The 13062-nt window shown below is 60.3% G+C and carries 11 protein-coding genes; 2 read left to right on the top strand and 9 right to left on the bottom strand.

Going from position 1 to position 13062, the window contains the following annotated elements; translation table 11 throughout:
- Positions 1 to 248 precede the first annotated feature (248 nt).
- Both ACFWIX_RS08575 and ACFWIX_RS08570 read right to left on the bottom strand, forming a co-directional pair.
- On the bottom strand, positions 249 to 923 hold the full coding sequence (locus ACFWIX_RS08575; protein WP_377215701.1) for a GIY-YIG nuclease family protein: 675 nt from the start codon (positions 921 to 923) through the stop codon (positions 249 to 251).
- Positions 924 to 1239: 316 nt separating this feature from the next.
- Positions 1240 to 2016: a hypothetical protein gene (locus ACFWIX_RS08570; protein ID WP_377215700.1), complete on the bottom strand. Its 777-nt coding sequence runs from the start codon at positions 2014 to 2016 to the stop codon at positions 1240 to 1242.
- Positions 2017 to 2457: 441 nt separating this feature from the next.
- Here ACFWIX_RS08570 and ACFWIX_RS08565 point away from each other — a divergent pair, with 441 nt between their 5' ends.
- Positions 2458 to 2904: a hypothetical protein gene (locus tag ACFWIX_RS08565; protein ID WP_377215699.1), complete on the top strand. Its 447-nt coding sequence runs from the start codon at positions 2458 to 2460 to the stop codon at positions 2902 to 2904.
- 52 nt (positions 2905 to 2956) lie between these two features.
- On the opposite strand, the gene ACFWIX_RS08560 is transcribed toward ACFWIX_RS08565, so the two are convergent.
- Positions 2957 to 3244, bottom strand: coding sequence for a hypothetical protein (locus ACFWIX_RS08560; RefSeq protein ID WP_377215698.1), 288 nt, complete (start codon positions 3242 to 3244; stop codon positions 2957 to 2959).
- 402 nt (positions 3245 to 3646) lie between these two features.
- Here ACFWIX_RS08560 and ACFWIX_RS08555 point away from each other — a divergent pair, with 402 nt between their 5' ends.
- A complete protein-coding gene (locus ACFWIX_RS08555) occupies positions 3647 to 4675 on the top strand; it encodes a DUF4192 domain-containing protein (RefSeq protein ID WP_377215697.1) in 1029 nt (342 codons plus the stop codon).
- Positions 4676 to 5405: 730 nt separating this feature from the next.
- Here the strand turns inward: ACFWIX_RS08555 and ACFWIX_RS08550 are convergent.
- The 6 genes from ACFWIX_RS08550 to ACFWIX_RS08525 form a co-directional block, all read right to left on the bottom strand.
- Positions 5406 to 6956, bottom strand: a complete 1551-nt coding sequence (locus ACFWIX_RS08550) for an MFS transporter (protein WP_377215696.1) — start codon at positions 6954 to 6956, stop codon at positions 5406 to 5408.
- Positions 6957 to 7130: 174 nt separating this feature from the next.
- Positions 7131 to 8237: an ABC transporter permease gene (locus ACFWIX_RS08545; RefSeq protein WP_377215695.1), complete on the bottom strand. Its 1107-nt coding sequence runs from the start codon at positions 8235 to 8237 to the stop codon at positions 7131 to 7133.
- The gene (locus tag ACFWIX_RS08540) at positions 8218 to 9786 is read right to left on the bottom strand and encodes a sugar ABC transporter ATP-binding protein (RefSeq protein WP_377215694.1); all 1569 of its coding nucleotides are present in this window, start codon (positions 9784 to 9786) and stop codon (positions 8218 to 8220) included. Before ACFWIX_RS08540 ends, ACFWIX_RS08545 begins: the two co-directional genes overlap by 20 nt.
- Positions 9783 to 10982: a sugar ABC transporter substrate-binding protein gene (locus ACFWIX_RS08535; protein WP_377215693.1), complete on the bottom strand. Its 1200-nt coding sequence runs from the start codon at positions 10980 to 10982 to the stop codon at positions 9783 to 9785. The genes ACFWIX_RS08540 and ACFWIX_RS08535 overlap by 4 nt, the downstream gene beginning before the upstream one ends.
- A 76-nt stretch (positions 10983 to 11058) precedes the next feature.
- Positions 11059 to 11448 carry a hypothetical protein gene (locus ACFWIX_RS08530; protein ID WP_377215692.1) on the bottom strand — a complete coding sequence of 130 codons (390 nt, stop codon included), beginning with the start codon at positions 11446 to 11448 and terminating at the stop codon, positions 11059 to 11061.
- Positions 11429 to 13057 (bottom strand): GMC family oxidoreductase, encoded by a 1629-nt coding sequence (locus tag ACFWIX_RS08525; RefSeq protein WP_377215691.1) that lies wholly within the window; start codon positions 13055 to 13057, stop codon positions 11429 to 11431. Before ACFWIX_RS08525 ends, ACFWIX_RS08530 begins: the two co-directional genes overlap by 20 nt.
- Positions 13058 to 13062: the final 5 nt, after the last annotated feature.

Here is a 13062-nt window from a genome sequence, read left to right as displayed (position 1 = left end):
GATCATCAGCCGCACCCCAACCTTTTGACGGGCCGCCTCTCGAACGGAGCCTGGTCTCAAACCATGTCCCTCAGGGTAACTTCCGTTCGGTTCCCGATTGAGGCACGGTTCGAAAGCCAGCTTCCGATGCTTTGGCGGGAACTTCGCACCACTGCTGCGCAGGGCACGTACCACTGATGGAAGGACTCCTGGCTGGGTTTCCAAAGTCCGTGCTGTTTCCTGTCTTACTGAGGATTAGCCGCCCTAATTCATGCGATAGGAAGCGCACGCGCTGTTGCCTTGTGTTTTGCACGGAGGGCTTTAAGTGTCAGGTAGTAGGGATGCTGGCTGTTGCCCTGTAGGTTGAGCGGCACATTCAGCTGCTCAATCGCCCTTGTTTCGAGCAGCCAGGGCGCATCCGCCTGGACCCACGTCACGCGGGCGTGCTGGCTCATCCATTCGCTAATCCGTTGTTCCCCATAGGGCGTGAAGGTCAGCCGATTTCCGCTGCCGACTCTGCGGAGCGTGATGCCTAGCCCGTCTGCAAGATGGCAGCCCAGGGTTAGCCTTAGTGTGGAACCGTAGGCGTTGCCGCGGTAGTGGTATCGGATCCGGTTCCAAAGCGTTTGGGGGCTCGGCGGCGCTCCATTTCGGGGCGGCTCCTTCGGCGCGATGCCGACGTAGAGCATCACTCCTTCAGGGATGACGTGGCAGTCGTGGACGTCTACACCAGGCGGAACTTCGTCGAAATACCACGCGTACATGCCGGACGCCCTAGGCACAGGTGAGGGCCGCTGGAGCACTTCTTCCCTAGTGAAGAGGCGTGATGGCTTCAGCAACTGTGCCAGCTCTTCGGTGTAGTCGTCAGATGAGTCCCGTTCCGCACTCGCCAGCGACGCTAACCCAGCGCCCGCCTCGTCCGGGAAGTCTTGTTCTGTCGTCACAGGTCAACAATGACCGCTAGCATCCCGAGAAACGTTCAACAACACGCATTGACCCACCAAGTATTCGTTCGCCAGCGCCAACTCCCGCATCAGCGATCGTTGCTTCGCCGAGCGCCCAGTTGGCGGCCTAGTCGGGGCGCTCAACGGGAGCTGTGCTTGCGCCCCCTTGCCGTCGTTGCAGGCACATGAACCCCGTCATTGCTTCAGCGTCGAGCGCCGGAACGAGGGAAGCAGCCGCAGGAATCGAGGTTGCCAAACTTTGTCAACAGTAAAGGACAAAAGCTTAGAACCGCGAACATGGCCAGCACGACGAAGGTTACCTGTTTGGCAACGTAATTGCCTGAAGTTCGCTACTTCCCGTCCAAATCTCCACGTCTTGCTCCTTGAAGACATCCCGGCCCGACACATACCGCCAGATCACGTGGTCCAGTCTTCTGGCCTCGGTAGGGTACAGTTCGGCGACCTGCCTTATCAGGTCGGCAGCCTCAGAAGTGCTCAAGTCGCGCTCCCCCAGTTCCGCGTGCTCCTTGATAAACCTGATCACCATGCGATCAGGCTTCACTGACTGGAAACCGGCCAGGATGAGCAGGTAGTTGCAGGTCACTCCGGAGCGCTGACTGGGCAGGTGTATCCAAGCGTCCTTCAGCGCCTTCACTTCCTTGTCTTCTACGTATGCGCGGTGCAAGTGCTCCCGCGTGGTGTAGCCCAGTTCCTTGAGCTTCTCAGCTGCCTGGCGGATGACCTCGGCCTTTAGCGGGGCGTTCTTTTTAGTGTGTGCGGGCTTGCGGTTATTGACTACCTTGTCTGCCCAGGCAGCCGCACTCTCTCCGACGTCCGCAAAGGTAGCTAGGAGCTCCGCTGTCCCGTCATAATCCGCGTTGCCGCCCCGGGCTCGCCGATAGGCCCGGTACTCGTTCACGACGTTGATGACGCTGTTGTAGTGAGATCCCGTGGAGAAGATCGAGTCGATGATGCAGAGCGCCTGGCTGTGGGGGTAGCCATCGGCTGCGATCCACTGGATCTCATCACCGAAGATTCCCCGGCATACCCCGGTCAGCTTTTCCGCTTCGGCGGTGAACTCAGTCGTCACCACTCAGTCGTCACCCTCGGACTCTAGCAAGTCTGAGGCGAAGCCTGGGGATGCAGCTGGCTGTGCCAGCAAAAGCTTGTCTAGAGGCGCCGGATTCAGCAGCAAGCCAAGCGCAACTCAAATGTGGAAATTGTCAAGCTTTGTCAACAGTAGTAGGACAAAAAGCCCTTGACCTGCCAAAACACTGTGCCCGAGGTGGGACTCGAACCGCATTCCCGGCCTTGAAAAGACTGGGAACCCGCGAAAACATGCGCAATCCGGGGCAGTCCGAAGGCAGTTCGACCCAATCCGATACCAAAAGGTGTGTACAAAGTGCACACCCACCCAACACGATCTTTCCGGACATGGAAGGCGCAGAAGCCCACCGGCTTCGATACTTCCCAGTGGGTGGCAGTCCAGCGCAAGAAGAGTACAAAATTGCGGAGGACGATTGAAGGAGATCGGATGGGTTACACCCACTACTATCGCGGCCTGACCGCTACGCCGGTAGTCGTCGCAGACGCCAGAAAGATCATTGCCGCATCCGGCGTGACAATCTGCGGACCCCGCGGGGAAGGCCTGCCCGACATCAGCGAAACCAACGGCATCAGGTTGAAAGGCTTCGCCGCAGCCGGCGAAGCCTACGCGACCTTCTCCCTATCGAGCACGACTGGTCCCGACCGTCCATACCGTGCCTGGTTCTGCACAACCGACCGGAAGCCATATGACGTCGTCGTCACAGCGATTCTCACCGCCGCAGCAATACACAACCCCGGGACACTGCGCAGCGATGGACACTGGAGCAACTGGACAACCGGCGTCGCCCTCTACGAGACCGCCGTACGACACCTGACCTCGGACCAGAAGATCGCCCTCGAACTCGACATCGAGGCCATGCGCCCAGAAAGCTGACAACAGGTCACAGTTCGGCTCGAGCCGCTCGTGATCGACTCCCACACTCCGGCTACACCCCAGGGAGAGCGAAGAAGCACTTCGGATCGTCGGCTCCCAGTAAGTCATGGTGGAACACAATGGCGTCCACCGGCCGCGTGTCAATGAACAGGACCGCGATCTTCCGGGAGTGGACAACCGTGTACCGGTTGGGCCCGTCGAGCCAAGAGTGGATGCCGGTGAACTCCTCGACGAACAACCCGTCGCCGAGCAGTCCCCGCTCCACGAGCAGGTCATAGACAACATTCCAGGCGAGATCCATCAGTTCATGGATGGCCGCCTCCACGGTTGGAGCCGTCATACCCTCATGATCCTCCCGGGCACGCACAGCAACCTGAACATCCACCGCGTGTCGTGCCGCCATTCGAAAAGTCATGCCGCCCGGCCGCCTGGCTCCGATGAACAGATGGAACTCCGATGAACAGATGGAAGCTGTATCGCTGCTTGTCATTCTGGTATGTCCCATGATCGCTGGGCGGGTCCTCCGCGCAACCAGGGCGCTACCGCGCCGGCCCCGAAACCGAAAACTTCACCAGCCCCACAGTTGATGCGTTGGTTTGGGATGAAGTTTTCGGCCCCGACGCCGGTCCCCCAAATTGCACTCCGACCCCTCGGCCCAGCGGATGGTCCCCTACCAGAACGACGCCCACAACCAATAACCGCAGCAAACAACAGGAAAAATCAAGGTGAAGGAAACGGGATCATGGAAAAGCTCACCATCAAGACACCACCGGATGTCCTCAGCTTCATCGGGCACACCCTTGGCTTCTGGCCCAAGGAAAGCCTGGTCTGCATCACCCTGAACGAGAACAGCGTCGGCGCGACCCTGCGCATCGATCTCCCCCGTCAACCCGGCCAAGAGCTTTCGTATGCGCGTACGGTCGCCCATTACCTCGCGTCCGACACGAGCGCGACGTCACTTCTTTTCGCCGTCTATACCAGCGAACCCACCCGGTCCGGACAGCCCAAACCGCACGCCGGCGCCATCGCAGCCCTGACCGGCGTCCTCGCCGAACAAGGCATCACCATCCGCGACGGACTCCTCGTCGGAGACGAAACCTTCTCCCCCTACGACGGCGAACCCGGCCACGAACTCGCCCTCCCAGTCAGCTCGACCCAGACCAGCGCCATCAACGCCGAATTCATCTACCGCGGCAGCGCCGTCCAACCCACCAACCACATCACCCTCCCCACCACGGGCCATGACATGACCAAAGCAACGGCCGTCGAAAACCACATGAACGCGATCCGAAACAAAGCGGACGGCGAAGCAGTCCGGCACGGCCGGAAGCTGTGGGCAGACATGCTCGACTCCAAGTCATTTCCGAGTGACGAGGAGTGTCATGCCCTCGTCGCAAACCTACAATTTCCAGGCATCCGCGACCGGCTCATCGCAGACATCCCCGGACTGGACGAACCCATGCAACACATCCTGTTCGCCAAGACCGACGGCGCCCCTAAATGGTCACGCATCGAATGGGCGCAGCAGCTCCTCCTCCATGCCTACACCCGCACCAGCCCCCAACACGCAGCACCAGTCCTCACCACCATCGGCTACATCAACTGGTGGGAAGGACGAGGCAGCAAAGCACACCAATTCCTCCAACTCGCCCTCGACACCGACCCCGCCTACCGCCTCGCACGCCTCAGCGACCAAATGATCGGCGCAGGCCTCGTCGCCGGCTGGAACATGAACAAGAACACCGCTTACAAGGCCCTGCCCTTCGACTAGCCGTCTCGGAACCTTAGAAACCCATTAGCTCCGGCAGCGTGCCCTGCATTATGCGCGTGCGAGAGGCTCGCCGCAACGCGTCCTGAAAGGCACCCCAGTAGTCCAACAGGCTGTTGGACAATTGCGGTTGAAAAGCATCGGCTTCGCGCGGTTGGACTGCATGACCATACGCCCTTCCTGGCGCCCCTCGGCCACGCTACTTCCGACTCAAGGTGCGGCCGGCAACTCCACCGGCTGAGCACAGCTTTACGGAACGCCGGTTATCGGCCAGTTGAAATGGCCGGGGGAGAGGCCCGTAAAAGGACTTTTCGTCGGGCGCCGGGCCGTGCCCGATATTCTCTAAAAACAGTGTCCGTTCTCATTGCAGGTGTCAGTTTTCGCATTCAACGTGTCAGTCGACGGATTCTGAACGTTTTCGCAGTCAAGTTGTCAGCTGGCATTTGCCCGCCGTTACAGGCCACATGGCCTCGCTAGGCGTGTTGCGGCACCTTCGCTGAGTTACGGAACTGACAAGATGACTGCGAAACAATTCGCGAGATTTGTCGCATCCAACCTGTCAGTTCCCACGTCGCCACTGACTACTTCATTGAGAACGGACAATCAGGAAGCCTGTCAGCAAATGCTGGCAGGCTTCCTAACTGTTTCAGTCGTTGGGCCGGTTCTCGTACCTGTGGTTCAATCGTTCCCGGTGATGATTCAGGTCCTCTATTTCCGGCATCCGGCGCGCTTTTTATCCTTCTTTACTTACAACATGGTCCCGGTACGTTGCTGCCTCGCCGCCGTTCTTACGCTCCTCAGAGGTTTTGGTAAGGTCCAGGCCACGGGTTTCGGGCAAAGTTTTAAGTGTGATGATCGTGGCCACGGCCAGAAGAGCCACCATTCCTGCGACCAGCCATGGCGCACCGCCGAGCATGCCCGCCAGGCCGAGGGCGATGAGGGGTCCAGGGGCGGCAAGCAGAGAACCGCTTAGCTCTCGGGCCAAGGCGACGCCCGAAAGTCGGATGTCCGAGGGGAAAAGCTCGCTGAGATATGACGCTTGGGCCCCAGTCATGGCCCATGCCATGGGGGCGGCAAGGGCATGGGCCAGAAGAACCAGCCCGGCAATGTTCGTGCTGAGCAGCCCAAAGAAGAGGAACGGGAAGACGGCGAGCATGATTGCCAGGACGTAATACACGGGTTTGCGGCCGTACTTATCTGTCAGTTGACCGGCGGATGGCACCACGAGGACGGCCAGGAGGGCTCCGATAAGGGTGCCGACGAGTGGGATTGCCCTGTCTGTGCCCTGTTGTTCACTGTAGACAAGGGAGTATGTCAGCACGATGGGCGCGGTCAAGACGACGCCGCTGCTGAGCAGGATGGCTTGGATTAGCCGTAGCTTGGATGTCCGCAGCACCTGAACAATCGGGGTTTTGCGGGCTGCTTTCTCCTCTTCCACAGCAGCAAAAACCGGGGATTCAGAGATGCCGCGGCGGACGTAGATGCCGATTACGACGAGCACGGCACTGATAAGGAAGGGTACGCGCCAGCCCCAGGAGTAGAGATCCTCTTCCGGAAGCAGGAAGATGGCACTAACGGCTGCGGAAGAAAGGATGATTCCCAGGTAGATTCCGATGCCCGGGATGGAAGAAAAGAACCCGCGGCGCTCCCGTGGCGCAGCTTCCGACAGCATAACCAAAGCCCCGGCGTACTCAGCGCCGGCCGCCATTCCTTGCAGCAGGCGCAGGATGACGAGCAGTAGAGGAGCGACAAAGCCGATGGCCGCGTAGGTGGGCAGAAGGCCCATCAGTGTCGTGGCACCGCCCATCAGAATCAGCGTGGCCACCAGCGTAGCCTTTCGGCCGAGGCGGTCGCCGATGTGCCCGAAGACAACAGCGCCGAGTGGACGGGCGGCATAGCCCACACCGAAAACTGCGAAGGCCAGGGCAACACCTGTGACAGGGTCCCCTGCGGGGAAGAATAGTTTGCCAAACAGTAGGGCCGATGCAGAGCCGTATAGGAACATGTCGTACCACTCCAGGGTGGTTCCCAGCACCATAGCTGGTATCAGACGACGTTTTGCTTCGTTCCACGACGTTGGTGAAGAAGTCACAAGGGTATCGCTTTCTTTAAGAGAGGAAATGAGTGCAAAGGACAGATTCTGATCTGTCTGATTGCGTGCCAGGGTTTGAGTCAGGCCACGATGTTGGTTGTTCCGGTGAGGGAGGATTTTGCCCAGCTTCCGCCTCTCGGGCGGGCCTGGCAGCGCTGCTCGCAGCGTCCTCGGCTGTCGATCTCCTGACATCTTGCATGTTTCTTGTTCTTGAGATGGAAGGCATGGTTGGTTCCGGCGCCGGCCCCCGTCCATCGGGGTGCATTGTTGCGAGTTAAGTGCCGCCGGCGCCGGAGCTGGGGGCGGGCAAAGGGATGGCCATTGCTGCTTCGGTTTTGCCAGTACGCGACCTATTCGATGGCTGCGTTATTTTCTATTGGCGGCTGCCTTTGCTCGGCGGGATAGGACGCTGGAAAGGGCGACAGCCAGGACCAGGGCACCGCCGTTGAAGACGGGCTGTACCCAGTCAGCAGCTCCGGCCAGGGTGAGCCCGTTGACTGCGATTCCGACAAAGAAGACGCCGACAAGGGTGCCAAGGATGTTGAACGTGCCGGGACGGATGGTCGTTGACCCCAGGAATGCTGCCGCTAAGGCCGGAAGGGTGTAGCCGGAGCCAACCTGAGGGTTGGCTGCTCCTGTTTGGGCGAAGAGGAGCACGCCGGCAAGTCCTGCGAGGCCTCCGGAGGCGACGAAGGCCAGCAGCGTCGTCCGTGGAACGTGCACGCCGACGATCCGTGCGGCCCGGGGGTTTGACCCGACCTGGGTAAGGTGTCGTCCAAAGAGTGTGTTTCGGAGGCACCATGCGACGATGACTGCGACGGCGACGAGGATCCAGCCCAGGTATGGGATTCCCAGCCAGGACTGTGTCCCAACTTTCACCAGTGCTTCCGGTGCCCCGGTAATGATGCGGTTGTCGGTGATCAGCGAGACGCCTCCGCCGAGAAGTGTGCCGACACCCAGGGTGATGATGAAGGAATTGGTCTTCAGATAGGCCACCACGTAGCCGGAAACGAGTCCGACCAGGGCACCTGCTATGGGTCCTGCCAGGATGCCTAACCACAGGGGCATGCCGAACTTAACAGTGACGAGGCCAGTCAGGATTGAGCTCATGCCCAGGATGGGTCCGACTGAGACATCGAATTGTCCGGCGACAAGTGGGATCGTCACGGCGATGGCTGCAATCGCGATGACCGATTGTGTCAAGGCAAGGCTCTGCAGGTTGGGCTGGCTGGTGAATGCAAGTTGGGTGACCGGCGAAACCGAGAAGGCTATCACCATCGCCAGGATGAGGGCCGGCAGGGCAAATCTTTCCGCATAGGTCCCGATGCTCAGGGAGGGTTTCCGGTTCCGGTCGCCTGTACGGTCAGGTTGTATTTCCTCGCTGCCTTTCGGGACGGTGTCGGTGCTGTGATTGGTCGTTGCTGCACGTGACCCTACTGATTCAGCGCGCTGCTCAATGTTCTGATTGGACATCTGAGTCTCCGGTTTGATTTACGGTTATGCCATGTACTTCGTGGGAGAGCCAGGTGGCGTTGGCTTCCTGCCAGTTACGGACCGCTGCCACTCGCCCACGTCGTAGGACGACGATGGTGTCTGATAGACCGAGCAACTCTTCCTCGTCAGAGCTGACCAGGATTATGCCCAGGCCTTCCTCGCGGAGACGGCCAATTTCCTGGTAGATGTCTGACCGGGCGCCCACATCCACTCCCTGGGTCGGTTCGTCGAGAAGCAGGACCCGTGTTGAGGGGCGTAGCCAGCGTCCGATCATGACCTTTTGTTGATTTCCCCCGGAAAGGCTCCCTACCGGTGCCTCCGGCCCGGCCGTCCTGACGGCAAGTCTCTGGATGATCGCGGAAGCGAAGGATCGCTCGCTCCTGTGTCGGTAGGATCCGGTGAAATATTCGCTGTCGTGTCCTGCCGCCGCGTTCACTGAAACGGAAAGATTGCCGAAGGCGCCATCAAGTGACCTGTCTTCGGGGACATAGGCCAGGCCTTGTTTTATGGAAGAGGAGATGGCTGGTTGGATAATCTTCCCGCTGAGTTTGATTGACCCGCTGGTGCCGGGGTGCAGGCCAAAGAGCATCTGCAGCAGGCTTGTGCGGCCAGAACCGACCAGGCCTGCGATGCCGAGAACTTCACCAGGGGCAACTTTGATGGATACGTCCACCAGGGGCCCGCCAGTAAGGCCGTCGACGGTCAGGAGCTCTCCCGATTTCCGTGGTGGATGGTCAGGGAAGACAGAGCTGATCTTCCTGCCGGCGATTAGCTGGATCAGGTCGGCCTTTGTGAGGCCTTCCGTGGGCCGGTCGGCCATGACCCGGCCGTCCCTAAGAACTGTGAGTGTGTCGGAGATATCCAGGATTTCGTCGAGCCGATGGCTCACGTAAATGATTGCTTGGCCTTGGTCCCTCAGCTGCCGGAGAGACTGCAGGAGGCTGTCAGCCTCGGCCGCAGGGAGGCTGGCCGTTGGCTCGTCCAATACAAGGAACCCCGAGTGAGTGTTCCGTCGTCCGCGCAGTGCACGGGCGACGGCCACCAGGGTCTTTTGGGCGGGCCTGAGATCCGCGACCGTGTCTTGGGGAGTGGCCTTGATGCCGAACTCGTCGATGAGTTCTTGAGCGACGCGTGCGATGTCCCGCCAGTTAACCACTCCGTTCTGGTGAGGAAATGCCGCACCGACGAGAAGGTTTTCGGCCACGGTGAGGTTCTCGAATAGGCCGAGGTCCTGGTGTACGAATCTGATGTGGTTATCGCGGGCCCATTCCGGGCTCGTTTTGGCGTCGCTGACGGTGCTCTCACCGACGCTGATCTGTCCGTGACCCTCGCCCGCTTCGACTCCGGCGAGGATCTTAATCAGCGTTGATTTGCCCGAACCGTTGCCGCCCAGCAGCGCATGGATTTGACCTGGGCGGACGTCGAACCCGACACTGTCCAGTGCTTGGGTGCTGCCGTAAATCTTGCTGACACCGCTGAAGGAAAGGGTTGTACCAGCCGGTGCTGCAATGGCGGGCGAGGGGGTCATGAGACCCCCCAGATCTTCAGGTAGCTTTCGCGCCACTGGCTGCGCTGGTTGCCGTCATAGTAGGAGGTGCTGGTGGGCAGGTTGTGGTTCTTGTCGATGGACTGGACTCCAATGCCCTGATCAACCTGTGGCTCACCGGCGAAAACACGGACCATTGTGTCCACAGCCGCCCAGCCCCACCACGCGGTCGGAGCGCCGGCGGCAAAACTCTGACCCTGGCCCGACTTGATCTGGTCGATGGCGCCGGACAGGCCTTCTGCTCCGATCATGATCAGATCCCTCCCCTGCGCCTGGGCAGTCTTGACTGCCGCGCTGACGCCAAGAAAACCTGCAGCGTCATAGGGGATCATGACAGCGTTTGCCGTTGGGTACTGTGCCAGTGCTGCAGAGACCTTGGTCTGAAGGGAACCGCTAATCAGGTCCTGGCCTGTGAACGGAACGACCCGGACGGTGCAGCCGCCACAGCGTTTCATGTGCTCCTGGTATGCGTTTCCTACGATCCGCGGTTCCAACGTGTCGTCTTCCTGCATGACGATAACGTCGGCTTTGCCGTCGCGCGTTGAGATGGTGTAATCCGCCATGCTGCCTGCATACTCGTCCTTGAGGAACTTCTCATAGCAGCTGTTCAATTCGGCGGGGTCCGAGGTCGGATTGGCGCAGTAGCTGACCTGAGCTGTGAATTCGGCTTTGCCGCCGACGTATTCGTTGCTGCAGTCGAGGGCAACGGTGCCGACGACCTTAACCCCCGCCTGGGTGGCCTGCTTGATCGCTTCGGCTGCAGGTGCGCAGTCAACTACTGCCAGGATGAGACCGTCGACCTGAGCTGCGACGGCTTGGCGAATGAGCTGATTGTAAGTATTTGGATCGAGTCGGCCGTCTTGGACGGTCATGTTCCATCCGAGTTTTCGGCCGGCTTCGGCGGCAGCGTTGGCCGGGGTTGCACATCCTTCGGCGGCCATGCTGCAGGCGATGACCCAGATTTTTTTGCCCGGTTCCGGTTTCGGGGCCGAAGCTGGGAGTTCGCGGTCCGTTCCCGCGAGGTACTTTTCGGTGTTGGCTTCCGCTGTCGGAAGGTAACTGTTATCGCCGGTGGCTTGGTTCGCCTGGGGGGAAGCAGCGCAACCGGTGAGTCCAATTACGGCCGCGGTGACAAGGGTGGTGATTAGTGTGGACGCCTTTGTCCGTAGTTTTTTCAAGGCGGGCTCCTTTTGAGCATTTGTGTCGCTGCGAGCCAGTAATGGTGCAGCGGTGGAGGGTGTCAGAGGCAGTTCGCTATGCGGGCGTGTAGCAGGCGCCGCGGGAGATGACCTGGGTGAGCCGGGTGCGGACACTTTCCAGTTGTTCGCCTTCCAGGGGTTTGGTTCTGACTTGCCCGGTCGGATAACCGATTGCGTTAGCGACTCCTGGATTGGTGTAGTGGGCACCAGCGACGACAAAGACCAGCGTCGCTTCCTTTGGGGAGGTCTTGACGTCCTCCACCGATGGTTGCGTGGGAAGGAGGGCGAGGGCTTCCTGGAAGGGAGTCTGGATGTCGGGGCGGACTTGGAGTACGCGCTCGATATCAGTCAGGAAGTCGTCGGCCGAAGGCCTGCCTGGGCCGGCAGGGATGAGTGCGTCCCTCAGGGCGAGGACCACGTCTTGTTCAGATGGCGACAGCTTCATGATGTTCCTCCTTCTGTGCATGCAGTCGTTCGACGATGTGGTCGGCCGTGCGAAGGGCGAGTGCGACGATGGTGTTTGTGGGGTTGACCGCCCCGGCGGTAACGAAAACGCTGCCGTCCGCGATGAAGAGGTTTTCGACGTCGTGGGTCTCCCCCCAGGGGTTCACCACGGACCGGTCGGGGTCGGTTCCCATGCGGGCGGTGCCCAGTAGATGCCATCCCGCGTCCCGGACAAACAGGAACTGTTGAACGTCCGAGGCCCCGGCCTCTGCCAGAGACTGGGCGGCCTTTTCGGCGGAGTACTCGATGAGGCGGCGGGAGTTCTCGGAGAACTTATAAGTCACCTTCACCCCGGGTATTCCGCTTGAGTCCCGTGCTGTGGGGTCAAGGGTGACGTGGTTGGATTCCTCGGGAAGATCTTCGCCGAAAATGGCCCAGAAAGCTCCATGCCCGAAGGTGTTTGAGAATGTCGGACTGTGCTCTGGGCCCCACGTGTTTAGGGCCAGTGCAGTGCGGAGAGGCCCTCCGGCGGAACACAATGCCCAATTCGAGCCACGCACGAAGCCCCGGCTGATGTCCGTCTCGTAAAACTCGTGCGAGTTGATGGCGTTTTCGTAGTTGGTCTCAATACCGTCGACCCGCTCAGGGAACGTGCCGGAAACGACCGCAAAGGGGTGGAACATGAGGTTCTTACCGACAAGCCCGCTTGAGTTCGCCAATCCTTCCGGTTGCGCAGAGCCGCCTGACAGCAGCAAAAGCCTTGCCGTGCCGAGGCCGTTCGCCGCGATCACCACAGTTTTGGCGTAGGCCGTGTGCAGGTTTCCAAAGGCGTCCAGGTATTCTGCTCCCACCGCTTTCCCCGACTCGGTCAGGATGCGGCATACGCGAGCGTTGTCGGTGACCTCGGCGCCGGCCGCGCGCGCCCGCTGAAGTATGCCATGACATGACTGTTTGTCCGTGCGTTCCGGGCAGCTGTTGGGGCATTCGGCGTGGACCGTGCAGTTGGCGATCCCGTCGAAGGCCCTGCCCAGGGTTGCACTCGTGCTGGGCCACCAATGCCAACCCAAGCGGTCATGAGCTTCAGAGATCCGCTCGCCAATTTTGCGGATAGGCAGGGGATTGCGCGGGAACTCCTCACGGGGAGGGTAAGCGGGGTTTCCGCTAAGGCCAGCTACCCCGAAGAGTCGTTCCGATTCTGTGTAATGGGGGGCAAGCTCCTCATAATCAAGTGGCCAGTCGTCCGCGACGCCGTCCAGGCTTCGGACCCGGAAATCTGATGGTTTCAGTCGCGGGTACGCGCCGGCGTAGAGCGCGGCACTGCCTCCAAGGCCATTCCACATCAGCGGGCGCATGTCAGAGTCCGTGTCGTCAACGGGATAATCAGCGGCTGCCTGGCGCAGCTTCTCGGTGGGGGCGAAGTCAGCTGCGGCGAGCAATTCATGGCTCTGCTGGCTCCTTTCCCGGAGAGTTGCGTCAATGCTTCCGCCCTGTTCGAGGATCCGTACGCGCAAGCCGGACAGAGCTGTCTTCAGCGCCAGTGCTGCTCCGGCAGGTCCGGCTCCGATGACCAGAACATCGGTCTGGGCAACATTTTCCTGGGTACTCTTCACTGCTG

Origin of the sequence: Pseudarthrobacter sp. NPDC058362, assembly GCF_042723515.1 — a bacterium.
GTDB lineage: Bacteria > Actinomycetota > Actinomycetes > Actinomycetales > Micrococcaceae > Arthrobacter.
This window is presented reverse-complemented; position numbering and strand designations above follow the sequence as displayed.